The sequence below is a fragment of the Bacillus cereus group sp. BfR-BA-01310 genome, assembly GCF_022664325.1.
In the GTDB taxonomy this organism is placed as follows: Bacteria; Bacillota; Bacilli; order Bacillales; family Bacillaceae_G; genus Bacillus_A; species Bacillus_A paramycoides.
On record NZ_JAKUHD010000002.1, the window covers coordinates 244,585 to 264,593 of the forward strand.

Genomic DNA, 20,009 nt, shown 5'->3' on the forward strand with positions numbered 1-20,009 from the left:
GTCAAACTGAGGGTGAATGTTATGATCAAGCGAGTATTTCAATGTATAATTTTATTTTCAACTATTACTATGTACGCATCATCTAATACAGAAGCGACTATAGCCATTCCAGCAGAACATCACCAAACTACTCAAACCAACTCTCCTATACAAAAGATTGCGTACTTAACATTTGATGACGGACCCAACAAATATACAGCACAAATTTTAAACATTTTAAAAGAGAAGAATGGCAAAGCAACTTTCTTCGTCATCGGTGGGAAAGTACCACATTACCAAAAAACAATGCATCGGTTGATTCAAGATGGACATTATATTGGACTTCATAGTATGTCACATGATGTAAAACGTCTTTATACTGGCGATCCCTCTGTTTTAATTGCAGAAATGGAGCAAGCTCAAAATATCGTCCAGCAAGTTACGAATTTAAATACACATCTCGTTCGTGTCCCGTACGGTAGTATGCCTTATTTAAAAAAGAATTACCGCGACGCACTCGTATCTGCCCAGTACAAAATGTGGGATTGGACAATTGATACATATGACTGGAAAAGCTATGATAATCCTTCCGCAATACTAGAAAGAGTACGAAATCAAAGCGATGAACAAATGGAGGTTATTTTAATGCACGATTCTAGTGTCACAGTACAAATACTTCCAGCAGTAATTGATTATTTGCAATCACAAGGGTATAAACTACTTCCATACAATCCATCTTCCCATCTTGAAGTGAATTTTTGGAAAGACACAAGATTGTAACAGCTTTAGTGCCTATGTACTAAAGCTGTTTTATTTTTCTCTTCCCACACTTCCCATTTTTGTGTAAAATTTTAAATAGTGATGAAGTTTCGAGGTGAATAGAAATGAAACGAATAGATCTCATTTTTAACGCAATACAAAAAGGGAATTATACAGAAGGTGTAACAGCATCAGAACTCGCTACACTTCTACAGTTAGACCGTGCAAATGTTAGTAGCGATTTGAACAAGCTTGTGAAAGATGATCGTTTATTAAAAACGAGTACACGCCCTGTCCGTTTTTATATAGAAACGAATACTTCATTGGAAACGCATTCAACAAATGGCACTTCACTAGATACATTTGCAATTGAAAATACCAGCCTAAAAATTGCAATTGAAAAAGCGAAAGCTTCTATTCTCTATCCTCCAAACGGTATGCACACTTTACTACTTGGAGAAACAGGTGTCGGGAAATCTATGTTCGCTTCTTTAATGCACGAATACGCAATTGAAGTAGAGCAACTTCCAAAAGGAGCACCTTTTATCGTCTTTAACTGTGCTGATTATGCAAACAATCCACAACTACTACTTGGACAGTTATTTGGGATAAAAAAAGGAGCTTACACAGGTGCCAGTGATCAAAAAGGGTTAATTGAAAAGGCACATGAAGGTATCCTCTTCTTAGATGAAGTCCATCGCCTGCCTCCAGAAGGACAAGAAATGCTCTTCACATTTATTGACCGCGGAGTATACCGCCGCCTTGGAGAAACAGAGAACGAGCGTAAAGCACAAGTATTAATCATTACTGCAACAACAGAAGAACCAAACTCATTTTTATTAAAGACATTTACAAGACGTATTCCAATGACCGTTACGCTTCCACCACTTCGTGAGCGAACGCATAAAGAACGCTTTGCTTTACTACAGCTATTTTTCACAAATGAAGCGATTCGTCTCCGAAAAGAGATTCATGTTAGTCCAAATGCAATGCGGGCTTTCGTTTTTTACAATTGTCCAAATAACATTGGCCAATTGAAAACAGATGTACAAATTGCCTGCGCGAAAGCTTATTCTGATTTCGTAACAAAGAAACGTGATTCTGTCGGTGTTTCAAGTACAGATTTACCTTGGTATATGAAAGAAGGATTATTTATTGAAAGAAAGAGCCGTCATCTATATCAAATACCAAATGAAACATTTGTATTTACAGGTGATGAAGGTTGGAGTAAGCATAAAACAGAACCGGAAGGAAGCCGTTCTTCCATTTACGATTATATCGACCATAAATACGAAGAACTTCAAGCACGCGGCATTGAAGAAGAAGAATTAGAATTACTAATAGAAAATGATATTCAAAGCTTTTTCGTCCAATATTTTAACCAAATGTCTAAAAAAACAAGTCATGAAAATGTTTTTAAAATTGTGGATCGTAATATCGTTTCCGTATGTGAAAAAATTGCAGAACTAGCTGAAAAACATTTATCTAAGACTTTTGATGAAAAAGTATTTCTCGCTTTAAGTTTACATGTACAGACAACTCTACAACGTTTACAAGGTGGGAAACAAATTCACAACCCACAATTAAATCAAATTCGTACGAAATATAAAGAGGCTTTTTCCGTAGCTATGCAATGTATTCAGCTGTTAGAGGAAGAATTACAAATAACAATGCCTATTGATGAAGCGGGCTTTTTAACAATGTTCTTCGTTGTTGATCCAATTCCTGCCTCACAAACAGAAGTAAAAGTATTAATATTAGCTCACGGTAATGGCATCGCAACAGAAATGGCAAACGTTGCAAACGAACTTCTCGGTATTGATGAAGTAACTGGTATTGATATGCCGCTTCATGAATCACCGAAAGATTTCTTAGAGCGTGTTAAAGTGTATATGAAAACACTTCAACATGTAAACGGGCTTCTCTTACTTGTTGATATGGGATCGCTCGCTTATATCGGTGATATATTAGAAACCGAGTTCAAAATTCCTGTACGTGTTCTTTCTATGACGAGCACACCGCACGCCCTAGAAGCTGCCCGAAAAGCTCAGCTCGGTTATTCATTAGATGCACTATATGAAACAGTGAAGAACTTAACACCGTTCTATTTAAACGTGCAGGAAGAAAAGAAACAGCCACTGTCGCCAATGAAATCCGTTATTTTAACAGCTTGTTTAACTGGTGAAGGAAGTGCTTTAGCAATTCAAAAAATGTTAGAGAACTATTTACGATTTGATAAAGACTTAATTGAAATTATTCCGATTAGCATCGTCCACGAAAAAGATTTAACGAAAATGATTGAAAACATTAAGAAAGAGCGCAATATCATTTGCATCGTAACGAATTTTAATGTACAAGTACCGTGCTTAACGTATCATTTCCAAGACATTGTGAACTACACAGCTATTCAGCCAATTCAAGAATTGATCACGTACGAGGAAACATATGCAAAAATGGCTGATATTCTTGAGCAACAAATGCAGCGTAATGATGGTGCATTGCTCATTAAAACAATTCGTTACGCATTAAATACAATTCAAGAACTCATCTCCTTGCAGCTAACCCCTGATAGTTTAATGGGTGTTATTTTGCATATGAGCTGTATGGTTGATCGTCTTCAAAAAGGAGACAGTCTTCTCCCTCATCCTGAAAAAGACAAACGAAGACAAGATGAGTACTGGATGTATATGAAAGTGAAAAAAGCGTTGCAACCTATTGAAAATACATTTGAAATACAAATACCAGATGACGAAGTATTTTATGTAATGGACTTCTTTATCAAAAATCAACCTGTAAAAAATTAAACTAGGCGATTTTTTAAATATATCGATTTACCAACAGCACCCATTATAATTAGAAAGGGCTGTTCCAAAATGTTTTTGGACAGCCTTTTCGCTTACTTCTTTACTTCCCTTATTCTCCCCCTTATTTCTCCTTTTTTAAACGACTTTGTATGAACATTTACATACACATTTGCTTGCATTATTTCTTGAAGTAAGCTGTCAAATGCTCTCCCCTGTAAAGGCCCTTCAAAATCCTCCACTTTGGCTACACCAATAACGACTCCTTCATTCACACTAATTCCTTGCTTTAGCGGACCAAACAAACTTAAAATAACTGGACCAATTTGATCCTTTTTCCCTAAATGAATTTGGCATGATGTAACTTTTTCAATATTTTTCAATATGACCCGATATTGCAACTTCTTTAAATTCTCACTAAAAATGAACTCCGTTACACCATAAGCTTCTGTATTTACAGGAGGTATTTCCCTCTTCCCTGTTAACCTAGCAAAGAAATGTGTTGTCATACAGGCATTCTCCTTATATAAATTTCCCAGCACTACTTCTACTACTTTATGGTTTAGACATAATCATTTATGACTTTTTCAATTTATAATTACAATTAAAAGATTCACAAAATCTTTACATCAAAATCGTTTCGTTCACTTTACTGCCTCTTGTATAATGCACATAGAAAAACATTTTTGGAGGTTCTTTTGAAAAATAACAACTACTCTTTTCAAGCTCTTATAGAGATTTTTCTCGTATCATTTAAATTAGGACTTACTTCGTTCGGGGGCCCTGTCGCCCATCTCGGTTATTTTCATCATGAGTACGTACAAAAAAGAAAATGGATGGATGAACGAAGTTATGGGGACTTAGTGGCACTGTGCCAATTCCTTCCCGGGCCAGCTAGCAGTCAAGTTGGTATGGGGGTTGGATTATTACGCGGTGGATTATTAGGGGCCGTCATTTCTTGGATCGGCTTCACTCTACCATCTGTGCTTGTTTTAGTTTTCTTTGCTTCATTTCTTAACCAGTTCGAACTTGGTAGCACTGGCTGGATTCACGGACTGAAGCTTGTAGCAGTCGCAATTGTTGCTCATGCAATATGGGGAATGGCTCAAAAATTAACACCGGACCGAAATCGGGCAACAATCGCAATTGTAACTGCCGCAATCGCCTTATTATGGCCAAGTAGCTGGACACAAGTCATTCTCATTATAGTACCTGGCTTTATCGGTTGGTTTTTATATCGCGATCAATCCGTTAGCCAAGCAAATAAAATACACGTGCCTATTTCAAAAATGGTTGCAATTTCCTGTCTCATCTTATTCTTCGGACTATTAATACTACTACCAATGTTACGACCGTACTCTTATTTTATCTCTTTATTTGACAGCTTCTATCGCTCTGGTGCACTCGTATTCGGAGGAGGGCACGTCGTACTTCCCCTTCTTGAAGCTGAGTTTGTACAAAACGGGATGATGACTAAAGAACAATTTCTAGCCGGATACGGATTAACACAGGCAGTGCCAGGACCACTATTTACATTCGCCTCCTATATAGGAGCAGTGCTAAATGGAACAATGGGAGCTACGATTGCAACCATCGCTATCTTTCTTCCTGCCTTCCTGCTCATTATCGGCGTTTTACCATTTTGGGACAGTGTAAGAAGGTTAGCTTACATACAAGGTGCACTACTTGGAGTGAATGCAGCCGTTGTTGGTATTTTACTAGCAGCCTTTTATGATCCAATTTGGACGAGTACAATTATGAATTCCGTAGATTTCGTTTTTGCTTCTCTTCTTTTTTGTTTACTCGCTTTTTGGAAAGCACCACCTTGGATTATCGTTATACTCGGAGCATTCGGTGGATATGTTCTGTCCATTTTATAAAGTGAAACTTTAATCAGAGGGGGTTTTGTCCATCCCCCTCTGATTATTAGTTGAACCAATCGGGCTTTTACGGGCAGTTAATCTCCCACCTAACTTCCTTGCATTTGCCGAATTTTGAGGTGTGAGTCTTACTGCCCGTTAATGCGGGATAAATCTAAAAAACGACGGCCCTATTTAGCCGTCGTTTTCCTATTAAAACTTCACAAGCTCCATTCCCTCAGGCAACTCGCTCTCCGTTAAAATACGCAATTCTTTCACACGATCCATTACGTAAGAAGAACGTTTCACAAGCTCTGGATCAATATAAGCAGGGTGCACCATAATTTCTACCGTTTGTTCGTCCTGTACTCTTTCTTTTAACTTCACAAAATAATCTTCCTTCACACCGTCAGCGTAAAAATCACTGTAAAACACATCGGAAAATGGGTGCACAGCTCGCTCTTTCTCACAACGACGAATCGGAACATTATATTTACTTGCTAATCTCTCAAGAACATCATGTAAAATCGGTAACCCATGTACATGATGATGACTATCCAAATGGGTTGGTGCTAATCCGTACGATAAAAATTTCTCAATTTGAGCAGTCCATTCTCTTTCTACCTCTTCTGGATTTATATTCCCTCCCCATACGACGCTTTGTTTATGAAACAATCCATCGCTACTTACAAGTGATGGTACGTCCCCAAGAAGCGGTTCTCCTGCCGTTAATACGAGATGCACTCCTACCCCTAACGTTTTATACTCTTTCGCTAAACTTACAGCATGCTCTGTCCCCGGCATATTCATCATCATCGTCGTTGAGTTTACAAGTCCATTTATATGTCCAGCAATAATTCCATAATTCGTCCCTTCCGTAAGACCGAAATCATCTGCATTTACAATTAATTTAATCACTTATATCCCTCCTACTAATATAAGAAAAAAGCGGGCTAAATAGCGCCGCTTTACTTCTCTACTTTCTTAAAGAACTGTGGAAGATGTTCTTTATGTGCTTCCAACATTTCATCTAAAATTTGTTTTGCAACTTTATCTGATGGTACAAGTGGATTAATTGTCATAGCAAGTAGCGCCTTATGATAATCCCCTGTAATAGCAGCTTCAATTGTTGTACGCTCAAATGATTTAATTTGCTGTACTAAACCGCGAACTGGTACTGGTAAGTCTCCAACCGCAATTGGTTTTGGACCTTCCTTCGTAATAATACAGTTCACTTCAACAGCAGAATCATGTGGTAAGCTTGCAATTGCACCGTTGTTTCTCGTATTAACAGGTTGAATATCACCTTTATTATTGTAAATAGACGTAATTAAGCTACATGCTGCATCACTATAATAAGCTCCGCCGCGTTTTTCTAATTGTGGTGGTTTAATGTCTAAATTCGGGTCTTTATATAACTCGAATAAATCATTTTCTAATTGTTTTACTACTTCTGCACGTGTACCTTTTTCAATCGAAGCTTCTTTCTCTTCTTCTAACATTTCACGAGTTTTATAGTAGTAACGATGGTACGGACACGGAATAGCGCGTAGACCACGAATGAAATCTGGCTCCCAGTTAAGCGCAGCGATATTTTCCATCGTAATTTGCTTTTCTGGATCTGTTACAAGCTCTAATACACGATCCATTACACTTACACCATCTAAGTATACGTCTAATCCATATACCATATGATTTAAACCAGCGAAATCAACGTGTACGCGACTTGCATCTACTTCAAGCAATCTCGCAAGACCCATACGAATTCCGATTGGAACGTTACACAGACCAACTACTCTTTGAATGTTCGTGTAGCGAAGTACAGCTTCTGTTACCATACCAGCTGGATTTGCGAAGTTAATAAGCCATGCATTTGGACATAGTTCCTCCATGTCCTTACAAATATCTAAAATAACAGGAATCGTTCTCAGCGCTTTAAATAAACCACCAGGACCATTCGTTTCCTGACCAATTACATCATATTTTAATGGAATTGCTTCGTCCTTTGCACGTGCTTCTAATAAACCAACGCGAAGCTGCGTTGTTACGAAGTCAGCACCCTTTAATGCCTCACGACGATCAAGTGTTAAATGAATATCAATTGGTAAACCTGATTTTTTCACCATACGTTTCGCTAAGTTACCAACGATTTCTAACTTCTCTTTTCCCGCTTCAATATCTACTAACCAAATTTCACGAACAGGAAGCTCATCATAACGTTTAATAAATCCTTCAATTAACTCTGGTGTATAACTAGATCCACCGCCGATTGTAGCAATTTTAATTCCAGTCATGCTTTATTCCCCTTTCGCTTCTAGCTTTTTATAAAGGTCGATAAATTCTGCTGCTAATTCTTTTACTGTAATAGAATTCATTAAATGATCTTGCGCATGAATTAGAAGAACACTAATTTCTGTTTTTTCTCCTCTTGCTTCTGATTGTATGAGCTCTGTTTGGAAATGATGCGCTTCATTAATCGCTTCTTTCGCCTTTACCATCGCTTCATCTGCTTCCGCCATTTTCCCCTGTTTTGCGAATTGCAATGCCTCCATTGCATAGCTTCTTGCATTACCACTATTTAAAATCAATTGGAATGGAATTTGTTCTGCTGTAGTCATCATAATTACCGCCCTCTCTATAAGGTTCAACCGATTTAAATACCCCTTCAGTTTGAACATGTCTATTAAATTATTATTTTATTAATCATAGTTTGGTGTTCTTGTAGATGTATTCCATCTTTTTGAACATGATATAAAGGTAATTGTTCTCACAGACAATATTGTCTGTGAGAACAATTTTTATGTTACATAGGTAGAGAATTATCATTTCCTTGTGCTGCTGCTTTTTCAGTACGAACAACAGAACGGTCGCATAATACAACGAATGGATAATAGATTACCATCGCAATTACAAAGTTGAATAACTGTAGAATTGCACCTGAAAGATGCCCACCTGTTACAAGATAACCACTAATAATTGGTGGTGTTGCCCACGGAATCATCACAACTGTTTTTGGTACCCAACCAATAGATATAGCTGTATAAGAAGTAATTACTAATACAATTGGTGTTATGATAAACGGTAAGAATAAAATTGGATTTAAAATAATTGGTGTACCAAAGATTACTGGTTCGTTAATATTGAATGCACCTGGTCCAATCGATAAGCGAGATACACCGCGTAATTGTGCACTTTTCGCTACAAGTAATACCACTACTAAGAATGCTAATGTTGCACCAGAACCACCAAGATATACGAAAGTATCAAAGAATGGTTTTGTAACAATGTTTGGAACATCAAATGCAGATGTGCCACCTTTGAATAAATTAATATTTTTCTCTAATGCCGGTAAGTATAATGGCTCAATAATACCACCAACGATATTCGGGCCATGTAAGCCGAAGAACCAAAGAAGATGAACAAGGAATACAATGACAATTGCACTTGGTAATGTCCCTGCTAAACTTTGCAATGGTAATTGAATCGTGTTAAAGATGAATTCATGAACACTTGTACCAGCTAATTTCACTGCCAATTGAATACCTGCAACTGCTGTTAAGATAACAAATGCTGGCACTAAAGCTGCGAAAGATCTTAAAACTGCCGGTGGTACTCCATCTGGCATTTTAAAAGTAATTTCTCTTTGTACAAAGAAACGGAATACTTCAGTAACGAGAAGTGCCACGATAATTGCTACGAATAACCCTTGTGCACCTGTCCAAGCTAAGTTCAATCCGCCTTCTTTCGGTGTTGTTGGTGTAAGAATAATTAACGCACCAAATGAAATAATACCTGCTGACAAACCATCAACGCCGTAAGATTTTGCTAAGTTATAACTTGTTGTAAATGCTATGATTAGTGCTAGAATTGCGAAAGAACCGGTCCACATTCCACCGCCAACTTGTTTCCATGTTTCACCAAACAAACCTTTCATGAAATCTTGGAAAGCTTCAGATGGAAAACCATTAATTAGTGATGCAAGTGCACCAACTAAAATAAGTGGCATAACTGCAATAAATCCATCACGGATCGCAGCTAAGTGACGTTGCGATCCAATTTTACCAGCGACAGGAACAATATATTTCTCCATAAATGCAATAAACTTTTGCATTTCGCTTCCCCCCTAATTATTTTTTAAGTGTCAATGCATGATCTAAAACTGCTTCTCCATTCATCATGCCGTAGTGCATTGGGTTAATAACATCGATCCCAACATTTTTCTCATCAGCAAGCGTTTTCATTGAAGAAAGCATGTAACGAACTTGTGGTCCTAGTAATAATACATCTGCTTCATCGATATTGTTTTTTACTGCATCCCCAGATACAGCCCAAATCTTTCCTTCTAGACCGCGAGTTTTTGCAGCCGCTTCCATTTTTGTAACTAGTAAACTTGTAGACATCCCTGCTGAACAACATAATAAAATATTCATTTCTGAATCCCCCTTGTGTAGTATAAAAAATTTATGTTTATTTATTTATTTTTCTTTACGCTATTTATTAATGCAATTAGCGTGCCAACTTTTTAAAACGCCCAAAATCAGCGTTTTTTCGAGCAATTCTTTTGTGTGTTACCGCTTTCAAATAGTGTGTTATCGAAAAAACACACAGTGTGTTATAAAACAACACGCTTTTAACACATAACTGTATGAAAATAGATTAGTGTTTAGTTGTCTAGTTATGTTTAAAACAAAAAAACACTGAAAAAATTTTTTCAGCGAAAATTATTTCTTTATTTTAACCCACTATGTAGTGATGTAATGTTTCTCTTCCAATATAATGTGGTCTTCGTTTCTTAAAAACATAAAAAAACCTTGCATAAGCAAGGTTCATTCAGCTACTGACATCTTCCTATATAATTCTACAAACTCACTCGCCAATTCCTTCACTGTAATTGCGTTCATTAAATGATCTTGCGCATGTACCATCAGCAGGGTAACCTCTGTCTTTTCCCCGCCAGCTTCTTTCTGTATGAGCTCCGTTTGTAAGCGGTGCGCCTCTTGCAATTCATTTAAAGCTTCTTGTAGTTTAGCTTCCGCTTCCTTAAATTCACCGCGCTTAGCACAATCAATTGCTTCCATTGAACAACTTCTCGCATTTCCTCCATGCAAGATTAAATGAAAAACTTTCATCTCTATCGTATCCATTTCAGTTATTTACTCCCCCTTTTCTTCCGCTACTTTTTGTTTATCCCATATTTTTAAGAATGGCAAATAAATAAAGAATGCAAGTGCAAAGTTAACGAGCTGCAAAACAACTCCTGAAATTTTCCCACCTGATCCTAAATATCCACTAAAGAGAATAGGTGTAGTCCAAGGTACAGCAGCTCCGCTCGGACGTGCAACCCATCCCCATTCCATTGCAAAATAAGAAACAATCGTTAATACGACTGGCACCAATATAAATGGAATAAGTAAAATTGGATTCATTACTATCGGCATACCAAAAGTCACCATTTCATTAATATTAAAAATACCTGGTGCAATCGACAATCGGCCTATACTTTTTAATTGCTGACTTCGCGCAAATAATAACATTCCTACAACTAAAGCAAGTGTTGCACCAGAACCGCCCATATAAATCCATAAATCAAAAAACTGCGCAGTAATCGTATTCGGTACGTCTTGCCCAGCCTGAAATGCAATTCGATTTTGATCCATTAATGACAACCAAATCGGACTCATTACACCACCAACAATTGCAGCGCCATGAATTCCGCACGCCCAAAGTACATGGACAACGATAACTGCGATTACTGCACCCCAAAGGCTAGCTCCCAGTACGCTAAGAGGCTCCTGTAAAAGCTTCCCTACAACATTATGAATGCTACCGAAAGTCGTATGTTCAAAAATCAATCTAATTATCCAAACAACCGTCACAACAATAAAACCTGGAATAAGCGCAGCGAATGAACGCGTTACTGCTGGCGGAACTGTCTCTGGCATTTTTATAATCATCTTTTTTTGAACAATAAATCGATAAATTTCAGTAGATATAATTGCAATAATCATCGCCACAAACAAACCTTGGCTTCCCATTAGTGCAGCTGGTATAACTCCATCTACAAGTACACTTTCCTTTGTATTTGGTATCATATACATAACTTGGAACGGTGTTGCAAGCAAAAATGATACAAGTGACAATGCACCAGATGCTAAAGCATCCACTTTATAATACTCACCAAGCCTGTAAGCGATTCCAAAAACAGCTATTAAAGACATTATATTAAAAGTTGCACTGACTGGGTACCCCAAAGCTTTCTGCCAATTCTCCCCAAACAAGCCTGCCATAAAATCATTATACCCTGGTATTGGTAAAGCACTAATTATAAGAAAAAAAGATCCAATAATCAAGAAAGGCATCGTCAAAATAATTCCATCACGAATCGCCTGCAAATGCCTCTGCTCGGCAACCTTTCCTGCTACTGGCATCACATATTTCTCTAAAAACCCAATCATCTATCCCACTCTCCTCATGGTTTCATTGACAAAGCTGCTTGCAAGATAGCTTCTCCATTACAAAGTCCGTAATGGACGGATTGAATGACATCAACGGGTATTCCTTTTTCCGTACATAACTCTTTCATTTTCGGTAATAAATAACGTACTTGTGGCCCAAGTAAAAGTACATCTGCATCATCAATATGATTTCGCACTTCTGAACCTGATACAGCCCAAATTTTCACCTCTATCCCCATTCCCTGTGCCGCTTTCTCCATTTTCGTAACAATCAAACTGGAAGACATTCCCGCTGCACAGCAAAGCAAAATATTCATTCCACTTCCCTCCCCTTTTTCTAAACCTAAGTTATGGCCCATCCCTTACCACCACTAGGTTACAAATATATATGTCTAGATTTCCTGCTGTATGCCGAGCTTAAAAACAAAAATTTCTCGGTTTTCACGCTATTCTATCTATCTGTATTTTCCTAGTAAAGAGGGCCCTAACTCGCTATAATAATTCCGTATGATTTTTTTACAATCGATAGGAGGGTATATTAATGAAGGCATATCGCTTTCCACTTATTTTATTATCTTCCATCCTAATTGGTGGTTTCATTGGTTATTTCATGGGTGCCGATGCAGTTGCTTTAAAGCCGCTTGGTGACATTTTCTTAAACTTAATGTTTACGATTGTTGTACCTCTAGTTTTCTTTAGCATCGCGTCATCTATTGCCAATATGGATGGACTAAAACGTTTTGGTAAAATTATGTCTAGTATGGCTGGAACTTTCTTATTTACAAGTATTTTAGCTGCTATTTTTATGATTATCATCGTGAAAGTATTCCCGCCAGCACAAGGTGTTGTATTAGAACTAACACAGCCTGATAAAGCTGAAAAAGCTGTTAGCGTCGCTGATCAAATTGTCGGTATCATAACAGTATCAGACTTTTCAAAGTTACTATCTCGCGAGAACATGTTAGCACTTATTTTCTTCTCTATCTTAATGGGGATCGCAACTTCAGCAGTTGGCGAAAAAGGAAAACCATTCGCTACGTTCCTACAAGCTGGTGCAGAAATTTCAATGAAAGTTGTATCTTTCATTATGTACTACGCTCCAATCGGACTAGCTGCTTACTTCGCAGCATTAGTTGGTGAATTCGGACCACAACTTCTTGGAACTTACTTCCGAGCGGCAATGGTATACTATCCAGCTTCTCTTATTTACTTCTTTGTATTCTTTACATTCTATGCGTACCTTGCAGGTCGCAAACAAGGTGTACAAGTATTTTGGAAGAACATGGTTTCTCCTACTGTTACCTCACTTGCAACTTGTAGTAGTGCCGCAAGTATTCCGGCGAACTTAGAAGCAACGAAGAAAATGGGGATTTCTTCTGACGTTCGTGAAACAGTTGTCCTTCTTGGATCTACACTTCATAAAGACGGATCTGTTTTAGGCGGCGTATTAAAAATTGCTTTCTTATTCGGTATTTTCAACATGGAATTCGAAGGACCGAAAACATTAGCAATCGCACTTGTCGTTTCTCTATTAGTAGGAACAGTAATGGGTGCAATTCCAGGCGGGGGTATGATTGGTGAAATGTTAATCGTTTCTCTATACGGCTTCCCTCCAGAAGCGTTGCCAATTATCGCAGCAATCAGTACAATCATCGATCCTCCTGCAACGATGTTAAACGTAACAGGAGATAATGCTTGTGCCGTAATGACAGCTCGCCTTGTAGAAGGTAAGAACTGGATCAAAAATAAATTTGCTTAATATATAGAAAGAGGATGCTCGTTTTGAGCATCCTCTTTTTCGTTGTGATTTGTCGAAACGTCGATAGATTTGATTTTGCATCGATATAATTCCATTCCGCCACAATTTTGTTACAATCTTCACAAATATTCCACATCTCTCATCCCTCCTCCGTACTATAATCATGTATGGAAAAGGAGATGGACATGATGACACAAAGCGCACCAGAATTTAAAGTTTTGCAAAGCATTGCATTTCTTGCTGTCGTTTTGCAAAGTTCCTTATTATATACAATGAATCAAGGGAACATCTTACTTGAGCAATCCCTCATTATGGGTATGTTATTTAATCTCGCAAAGTTTTCAGCACCTGCATTCATATTTATCGTCGGATTTCACTTAATTCGGCAATATACGAAACAACTCGTTTATACAGAATATATTTATGAAAAAGCCACACATTTACTTATTCCTTATTTCTTCTGGTCTATTCTTTACCTATTAACAACAAATGAAATCGTTACAATGCAAAGTGGAATAAAAAGTTTATTACTCGGAACGGCCGCACCTCATCTTTGGTACGTTATTATGATGTTCCAAATTCACTTATTGTTCCCTTTACTATGCACACTATTTTATTGGTTTCAAAAACGAACAGAAAATAAAAAAGACATATATAAATATATGACCATTTTCGCTTGTCTATATTTTCTTTTAATGTGGTACTCTTCCCACTACATTTTCAATGGAGAGAAATTGACTAACTCGACCATTTTACATTACACAGATCGTTCTTTCTTCTTCTATTCATTCTATTTCGTTATGGGAGGAATAGCAGCTGTAGCATTAAAAACTTGGCGCTTATTTGTAATGAAGCATATCCCTCTTGTGACAATCTTATTTTTCGTTTTATTTTTATTTATCAATTACGAGTTATTTAGTTTTTACGGTGCAAACTCTATTCATTTAACTGTTTCTACCTATTTAAAACCATCAATGTTTCTATATATTGTATGCGAAATTATCATACTATACGTGCTATCTATTACAATTGTACAGCGACGTGGTTTCTTATATAAAGCTTTACGATTTATCGGGAATTACACGTACGGTGCTTATTTAGCCCATTTTTTCTTCTTGCAACTATGCACAAAATTTCTTTCCTTATTCGCCCTGCAAGAAAACACAATATTATATAGCCTATTACTATTTATAGTAACGGCCACAATTTCTCTTACAACTATGTTTATTGTTAGCATACTACCATTTCACACGTGGATTACAGGACCTTCGCCTACAACGAAGATGAAATGGACGAGGATTTCAATCCGAAAGAATCATGAAAAAGTATTTAAACAATATCTCTGATATAATAATGTTTCATATGAGAAAAGAAAGTGAGAGACAGCTATGATCAATCAAGTTGGACAAATTATGTTATATGTAAACAATCAAGATGAGGCAGTACAATTCTGGACAGAAACAGTAGGATTCCAAATCATTGCTGAAGAAAATAACGGACAAGGATTTCGCTGGATTGAAATCGCTCCAACAAAAGAAGCAGCAACAAGCATTGTCCTTCACGATAAAGCGTTAATCGCGAAGATGCAACCTGAATTAAACTTAAATACCCCTTCATTAATGTTCTTCTCTAATAACCTAGATCAACTCTATAAAGATCTTTCTGAGAAAAACGTGACAGTTGGGAAAATTATGGACTTACCTACAGGTAGAGCATTCAACTTTGCTGACAGCGAACAGAATTACTTTGCAGTTATGGAAAAAAAATAAGAAAAAGCTATCCGAAAAGGTCGTAATGAAACCTTTTGTACGGATAGCTTCTTTATATTATGAAACTTGCTCTGCATTCGTTTCCTTATGCTGTATATGACTCGTGATCCAGGCAATTCCACCAGCGACAACAAGATAGCATAATAAAATTAAAATTTGCATTCGTAATTGCGACCAATCCCCTAACGAGATAACATCTTGTAATCCTCTAAGAGAATGAGACATTGGGAGAAACTGTCCAATTTTGCTAAGCACTGCTATGTTTAACTCTCCTGGGAAAGTACCTCCACTCGTCGCTAATTGAAGGACGAGAAGCGTTACCGCTGCAAATTTCCCAACAATGCCGAATACCGTTACTAACATAAGAATAAATGTCATGAACGTAAAGGAAATAATAATACTTGATAACACGAACAGTGGTACACTTGCGACTTCTAATTTCATAAATCCAAGCACAACCGTATCTACAAGGAATGCTTGAATTAATCCAATTAAATATACTAAGCCTAATTTATTTATAAAATGTACCGTCCCGCTTACCTTCATATTTTGCCTACGTCCAAGAGGTAAAATATTCGATGCCATAATTCCGCCGACATAGAATGCCAGTGATAAGAAATATGGCGCGATTCCTGAACCGTAGTTAGGTACGTCAGAAACGGTTGACTTCACTAATTGAACTGGCTCTGAGAACATCGCATTACGCGCATCATCATTACGAACATCCGCTATCTTCTCTGCGCCTTCTCCCAATTTCGTAGAAAGTTCCTTCGCACCATCGTCGAGCTTAATAAGTCCATCTGTTAACTTTCCAGCGCCATTATTTAGCTCCGTTCCGCCACTCGCAAGATGATTTACACCTTGTTGTAATGATGTAAATCCATTTCCCCACTTCGTGAATCCATCAGCTAAATTTGCCGCACCATCTGCTACTTTTTTTGTTCCACTCGTCGCTTCATTTAATTTAGCTCCGAATGTATTCATACCTTCTTCAATCTTATGCTGCCCGTCAGCCAACTTCCTCGCACCTTGCGTCAATTGTTGTTGACTAGCATTTAATGTATTTGTTGCTTTAGCTAATCCGCTAGAAGTAGCAACAATTTGCTGAAAGGCAGGGTCTTGCTGTACTTCTGGATGATTTTTCGCGTACTCTTCTAATTGCTTTTTGACCGCATTTGCCACTTCATCTGCCTTAGCCTGTCCTTCCGCTAACTTTTCATTTCCGCTTATCCATTCATTTGTTCCAGCACTTAAATTACTAACTCCTTCTTGTAGCCCTTTCTCACCTTCCGTTAGCAACTCCATTCCATTATGAAGAGATGTTGCTCCCTGGCTCAGTTCATTCGCTCCTCCGGTTAACGCCCCTTGGCTAGCCGCAAGCTTATCGCTACCTTCTTTCAACTGATTTGCGCCATCACTTAAACGGTTAATACCACTAGAAAGCTCATTAATTCCGTTTTTCGCGCCTGTCGTTCCCTCATGCAATTTTCCAGCACCATTACTTGCATCATTCAAACCTTGCGCCAAATCTTGAAACTTTGAAAAGACACCTTCTGTATAAGACTTTGTAATGCTATTTGAGATTTTTGTTTTCATATTTTCAACAGCTGTCGTTCCAATTTGAGCTGCTACAAAGTTTTTACCTGGATTTACTTTATATTGTAGCTGTGCCGGCTCTGGTTTCTCATCCATTAGTGTACTTACCTTTTTCGAGAAATCTTCTGGAATTGTAACGACCATATAATATTTATCTTCTTTTAACCCTTCATCGGCATTTTTTTCTGATACGAAATGAAAAGCTAGTTCCTTATTTTCTTTTAAATTTTTTACAAAATCGTCTCCAGCGTGGATCGCTTTTTCATCCATCACAGCACCTTTATCTAAATTAACAACCGCAACAGGTAATTTATCTAATCGTCCGTATGGATCCCAATATCCAGCTAGAAAGAATCCCGCATAAATTAAAGGAACAATTAGTAAAAAAATTAAAGCGATACGTCCATGTTTATGATTCCACATCGCCTTCCAATCTTTAAATATAAGTTGAATTCCCTTCATGAAAAATACTCCTTCTTCTAATTTAACACTCTTCGAATGATTTAACAGATTTACTATACACGTCACCTTTCATACTGTATAATACATCTTTAATTATCAATTCATTCCTTTTGGTCTATAGAAAGGAGATTCAAAATGGAACTTCTTCAATTAAAATATTTTCAAACTGTTGCACGGTTAGAACATATGACGAAAGCTGCCGAAGAATTGCACATTGCACAACCTTCACTCAGCAAAACAATTGCTAGACTAGAAAAGGACTTAGGTGTCCCTTTATTTGATCGCCAAGGTCGAAAAATTACACTAAACTCTTTCGGAGAAGTATTTTTAAAGCGAGTAGAACGTATTTTTCATGAACTAAGTGAAGGAGAACGAGAAATTAAGGATTTAGCGGAATTACAACAAGGCTCTATTACACTAGCCGTTTCTATCCCGAGAATATTACCGGAACTCCTCGGTTCTTTTTTATTAGAACATCCTAACGTACGATTCCAACAATTCCTCGCATCTACTCCTTCTATGAAACGGCAACTAGATGATAAGGAGATTGATTTTTGCATTTCCTCTGTGCCAATTGAAGGAGAAGAAATTGTTTGGGAACCACTTATCACAGAAGAAATTTTCTTAGTCGTCCCTTCAGGCCATCGATTATCAAACCGCGAAAGCATTCATCTGCATGAAGTAAAAGACGAGCCATTCATTAGTATGAACACTGGTTACGGATTCCGACACTTAACAGATGAATTTTGTAAAGAAGCTGGTTTTACTCCGCATATCGCGTTTGAAGTAGATGAACCAACCGTTATTAGCGACCTTATTAAACAAGGTCTTGGCGTCGCCTTTGTCCCAAGCTTAACTTTATTGAAAAACTCTACTTTAGCATCAAATAAGCTACGTATTATTGAACCCAATTGCGAAAGAACAATCGGCTTAAGTTGGTCAAAGAAACGTTACTTATCAAAAACTGCCCAGCAATTTCGTAAGTTTGTTATCAAGTACTTTTCTACTATTAGTACATGAAATTATATCGACTTATCAACAAATAACAACAAACATAAAAAGGCGCCATCTCCTAGGATGGCACCTTCTATTTCTTACTCTTCTCCAGTTCCATTTCAGCTAGAAGTGGCAATACATTATCGAATATATGTGTATTATTATTTTCACCTGTTACATATCCACCGTAATATCTACTAAATACATTATCATTTCGGAATGTAGTCATCCGTTCATACAATTCCTTAGCAAACTTTGTATCACCTGTTTGTAGTACATACAAAATAGTTAAACCGTAAGAGGCTGGTGATTCATAATTCACAGCTTGTTTTCCCGTTTCTAAGTTATAGCGACCGTATAACTTTCCATCCTCGTGGAATTTCTTCTTTATAAATTCCAAATAAGCATCTGATGAAAGACCACCTAGACTACGATGGTAAGCAACGTACGATTGATCAATAAGATTCACTTCTTTATCATACGTAAATGTACCATCTTCTTTATACTCTTTCGGAAATGCCCAACCGTTTCTCGGATAATTAGCTAAAAACTGAACAACTTCCTGATATTGTTCAGCAGAAATTTTCCCGTACCTTTTCATATAAGAGAATGCATGAGGATTTATGTAAGATGTTGTTGTAAATTTATTTTGTCTACCTGCATCTACGTCATAATAATCAACGTAATAATTATCTTTTTTATTATACCGAAGTACAGCATCGCTCAATTGATCTGCCAAATGTTTATAACGCTCTTCCTTGTACATTTCATAAGCCCGATATAATTGTTCAATAATACGAAGGTCATCTATAAGTGCATTTGTGGCTGACTGCATTTCCCCTTTTTCAGAGATTTTCCATAAAACGATATGATCCTTATGTACAAAGTAATTTTGAATGACCTTTACTTGTTCATCGAATAATGCTTGATCATCTTTATCCAGCGTATACTGTAACCATAATCCTGCCGATTCCGATAAAGCTTCGTGGCCTTTCGCCTCACCTGTTCCTGTCTTTGTATCTGCTAAACGGTACGTTGCAAGTGTCCCATTTTCATTTACCATATACCTTAAAATAAAACGTTCCGTACGATTTCCTTGTAAAGCCGCCCAAAACACACTTCCTCCTAAAGCAAGTAAGACAATAATTCCAATCCCTATATATACACGTTTCCGCAAACTTTTCACCTCCCTAGTAAGACTAACCTTAATTTTACTAGAACATACACAAATATAAAAAAGACAATCCTTTAGATTGTCTCCTCCATTATCCTTCACAAGCTTCTTTAGAAGGTCTATATAGCGATTCCACAAGTCGATCGTATTCACGACGCGTAATTTCTTTATTATACAACTTTAATAATAAATCTCTATGCTCTTTTGAAAATGCCATCTTTTTAATGACTTCAGGATACATAAGACACCCTCTCCATTTCACATAAACTTCTTCATTCTATAAACGTAACACGCCTAAATAGAACTTATGTTCGCATAAAAGATTATAAAATATTACCTGCTAAAAAACAAACAAAATATTACCGATTTTTATATTTCTTTCTCTTTCGAATATTTCAAA

The 20,009-nt window shown here is 37.2% G+C and carries 19 protein-coding genes; 7 read left to right on the forward strand and 12 right to left on the reverse strand.

The window, feature by feature from the left end:
• The first annotated feature begins 21 nt into the window (after window positions 1-21).
• The gene (locus MR109_RS06375) at window positions 22-759 is read left to right on the forward strand and encodes a polysaccharide deacetylase family protein (RefSeq protein WP_098474131.1); all 738 of its coding nucleotides are present in this window, start codon (window positions 22-24) and stop codon (window positions 757-759) included.
• A gap of 104 nt (window positions 760-863) precedes the next feature.
• Window positions 864-3,542: a sigma-54-dependent transcriptional regulator gene (locus tag MR109_RS06380; RefSeq protein ID WP_242271336.1), complete on the forward strand. Its 2,679-nt coding sequence runs from the start codon at window positions 864-866 to the stop codon at window positions 3,540-3,542.
• A gap of 92 nt (window positions 3,543-3,634) precedes the next feature.
• Here the strand turns inward: MR109_RS06380 and exsM are convergent, their stop codons facing one another.
• Window positions 3,635-4,048 (reverse strand): exosporium regulatory protein ExsM, encoded by a 414-nt coding sequence (gene exsM, locus MR109_RS06385; RefSeq protein WP_048370243.1) that lies wholly within the window; start codon window positions 4,046-4,048, stop codon window positions 3,635-3,637.
• Window positions 4,049-4,237: 189 nt separating this feature from the next.
• Between exsM and MR109_RS06390 the strand changes: the two genes are divergently transcribed.
• Entirely contained in the window at window positions 4,238-5,419 is a 1,182-nt protein-coding gene (locus MR109_RS06390) for a chromate transporter (protein ID WP_242271338.1), read from the forward strand.
• Window positions 5,420-5,611: 192 nt separating this feature from the next.
• On the opposite strand, the gene chbG is transcribed toward MR109_RS06390, so the two are convergent.
• The 8 genes from chbG to MR109_RS06430 form a co-directional block, all read right to left on the reverse strand.
• Window positions 5,612-6,316: a chitin disaccharide deacetylase gene (gene chbG, locus MR109_RS06395; protein ID WP_242271340.1), complete on the reverse strand. Its 705-nt coding sequence runs from the start codon at window positions 6,314-6,316 to the stop codon at window positions 5,612-5,614.
• 50 nt (window positions 6,317-6,366) lie between these two features.
• Window positions 6,367-7,692 carry a 6-phospho-beta-glucosidase gene (celF, locus tag MR109_RS06400; RefSeq protein ID WP_098789829.1) on the reverse strand — a complete coding sequence of 442 codons (1,326 nt, stop codon included), beginning with the start codon at window positions 7,690-7,692 and terminating at the stop codon, window positions 6,367-6,369.
• A 3-nt stretch (window positions 7,693-7,695) separates the two neighbouring features.
• On the reverse strand, window positions 7,696-8,019 hold the full coding sequence (locus MR109_RS06405; RefSeq protein WP_025148178.1) for a PTS lactose/cellobiose transporter subunit IIA: 324 nt from the start codon (window positions 8,017-8,019) through the stop codon (window positions 7,696-7,698).
• Window positions 8,020-8,201: 182 nt separating this feature from the next.
• Window positions 8,202-9,509, reverse strand: coding sequence for a PTS cellobiose transporter subunit IIC (celB, locus tag MR109_RS06410; protein ID WP_071717428.1), 1,308 nt, complete (start codon window positions 9,507-9,509; stop codon window positions 8,202-8,204).
• 16 nt (window positions 9,510-9,525) lie between these two features.
• The gene (locus MR109_RS06415; protein ID WP_098789827.1) at window positions 9,526-9,828 is read right to left on the reverse strand and encodes a PTS sugar transporter subunit IIB; all 303 of its coding nucleotides are present in this window, start codon (window positions 9,826-9,828) and stop codon (window positions 9,526-9,528) included.
• Window positions 9,829-10,224: 396 nt separating this feature from the next.
• Window positions 10,225-10,542, reverse strand: coding sequence for a PTS sugar transporter subunit IIA (locus tag MR109_RS06420; RefSeq protein WP_002174231.1), 318 nt, complete (start codon window positions 10,540-10,542; stop codon window positions 10,225-10,227).
• A 9-nt stretch (window positions 10,543-10,551) separates the two neighbouring features.
• The gene (gene celB, locus MR109_RS06425) at window positions 10,552-11,853 is read right to left on the reverse strand and encodes a PTS cellobiose transporter subunit IIC (RefSeq protein ID WP_002174232.1); all 1,302 of its coding nucleotides are present in this window, start codon (window positions 11,851-11,853) and stop codon (window positions 10,552-10,554) included.
• 14 nt (window positions 11,854-11,867) lie between these two features.
• A complete protein-coding gene (locus MR109_RS06430; protein ID WP_242271342.1) occupies window positions 11,868-12,170 on the reverse strand; it encodes a PTS sugar transporter subunit IIB in 303 nt (100 codons plus the stop codon).
• Window positions 12,171-12,394: 224 nt separating this feature from the next.
• Between MR109_RS06430 and MR109_RS06435 the strand changes: the two genes are divergently transcribed.
• From MR109_RS06435 to MR109_RS06445, 3 genes are all read left to right on the forward strand, one after another.
• Complete coding sequence (locus MR109_RS06435) at window positions 12,395-13,612, forward strand: dicarboxylate/amino acid:cation symporter (protein WP_048370231.1); 1,218 nt, start codon at window positions 12,395-12,397, stop codon at window positions 13,610-13,612.
• A gap of 188 nt (window positions 13,613-13,800) precedes the next feature.
• The gene (locus MR109_RS06440; RefSeq protein ID WP_242271679.1) at window positions 13,801-14,958 is read left to right on the forward strand and encodes an acyltransferase; all 1,158 of its coding nucleotides are present in this window, start codon (window positions 13,801-13,803) and stop codon (window positions 14,956-14,958) included.
• Between the two features lie 42 nt (window positions 14,959-15,000).
• Window positions 15,001-15,381, forward strand: a complete 381-nt coding sequence (locus tag MR109_RS06445; protein WP_025148171.1) for a VOC family protein — start codon at window positions 15,001-15,003, stop codon at window positions 15,379-15,381.
• 57 nt (window positions 15,382-15,438) lie between these two features.
• Here MR109_RS06445 and MR109_RS06450 read toward each other — a convergent pair whose 3' ends face one another.
• Window positions 15,439-17,439, reverse strand: coding sequence for a YhgE/Pip family protein (locus MR109_RS06450; protein WP_242271344.1), 2,001 nt, complete (start codon window positions 17,437-17,439; stop codon window positions 15,439-15,441).
• Between the two features lie 135 nt (window positions 17,440-17,574).
• On the opposite strand from MR109_RS06450, the gene MR109_RS06455 reads away from it, so the two are divergent.
• The gene (locus tag MR109_RS06455; RefSeq protein ID WP_242271346.1) at window positions 17,575-18,459 is read left to right on the forward strand and encodes a LysR family transcriptional regulator; all 885 of its coding nucleotides are present in this window, start codon (window positions 17,575-17,577) and stop codon (window positions 18,457-18,459) included.
• Between the two features lie 67 nt (window positions 18,460-18,526).
• On the opposite strand, the gene MR109_RS06460 is transcribed toward MR109_RS06455, so the two are convergent.
• Both MR109_RS06460 and MR109_RS06465 read right to left on the reverse strand, forming a co-directional pair.
• Window positions 18,527-19,612 (reverse strand): transcriptional regulator, encoded by a 1,086-nt coding sequence (locus MR109_RS06460; RefSeq protein WP_242271348.1) that lies wholly within the window; start codon window positions 19,610-19,612, stop codon window positions 18,527-18,529.
• A gap of 88 nt (window positions 19,613-19,700) precedes the next feature.
• Window positions 19,701-19,850 carry a hypothetical protein gene (locus MR109_RS06465; protein ID WP_002174240.1) on the reverse strand — a complete coding sequence of 50 codons (150 nt, stop codon included), beginning with the start codon at window positions 19,848-19,850 and terminating at the stop codon, window positions 19,701-19,703.
• Window positions 19,851-20,009: the final 159 nt, after the last annotated feature.

Coding starts and splice junctions, on each gene's coding strand:
- MR109_RS06375 (WP_098474131.1), top strand. CDS start 22: ATGATCAAGCGAGTATTTCAATGTATAATTTTATTTTCAACTATTACT.
- MR109_RS06380 (WP_242271336.1), top strand. CDS start 864: ATGAAACGAATAGATCTCATTTTTAACGCAATACAAAAAGGGAATTAT.
- exsM (WP_048370243.1), bottom strand. CDS start 4,048: ATGACAACACATTTCTTTGCTAGGTTAACAGGGAAGAGGGAAATACCT.
- celF (WP_098789829.1), bottom strand. CDS start 7,692: ATGACTGGAATTAAAATTGCTACAATCGGCGGTGGATCTAGTTATACA.
- MR109_RS06405 (WP_025148178.1), bottom strand. CDS start 8,019: ATGATGACTACAGCAGAACAAATTCCATTCCAATTGATTTTAAATAGT.
- celB (WP_071717428.1), bottom strand. CDS start 9,509: ATGCAAAAGTTTATTGCATTTATGGAGAAATATATTGTTCCTGTCGCT.
- MR109_RS06415 (WP_098789827.1), bottom strand. CDS start 9,828: ATGAATATTTTATTATGTTGTTCAGCAGGGATGTCTACAAGTTTACTA.
- MR109_RS06420 (WP_002174231.1), bottom strand. CDS start 10,542: ATGGATACGATAGAGATGAAAGTTTTTCATTTAATCTTGCATGGAGGA.
- celB (WP_002174232.1), bottom strand. CDS start 11,853: ATGATTGGGTTTTTAGAGAAATATGTGATGCCAGTAGCAGGAAAGGTT.
- MR109_RS06430 (WP_242271342.1), bottom strand. CDS start 12,170: ATGAATATTTTGCTTTGCTGTGCAGCGGGAATGTCTTCCAGTTTGATT.
- MR109_RS06435 (WP_048370231.1), top strand. CDS start 12,395: ATGAAGGCATATCGCTTTCCACTTATTTTATTATCTTCCATCCTAATT.
- MR109_RS06440 (WP_242271679.1), top strand. CDS start 13,801: ATGACACAAAGCGCACCAGAATTTAAAGTTTTGCAAAGCATTGCATTT.
- MR109_RS06445 (WP_025148171.1), top strand. CDS start 15,001: ATGATCAATCAAGTTGGACAAATTATGTTATATGTAAACAATCAAGAT.
- MR109_RS06450 (WP_242271344.1), bottom strand. CDS start 17,439: ATGAAGGGAATTCAACTTATATTTAAAGATTGGAAGGCGATGTGGAAT.
- MR109_RS06455 (WP_242271346.1), top strand. CDS start 17,575: ATGGAACTTCTTCAATTAAAATATTTTCAAACTGTTGCACGGTTAGAA.
- MR109_RS06465 (WP_002174240.1), bottom strand. CDS start 19,850: ATGTATCCTGAAGTCATTAAAAAGATGGCATTTTCAAAAGAGCATAGA.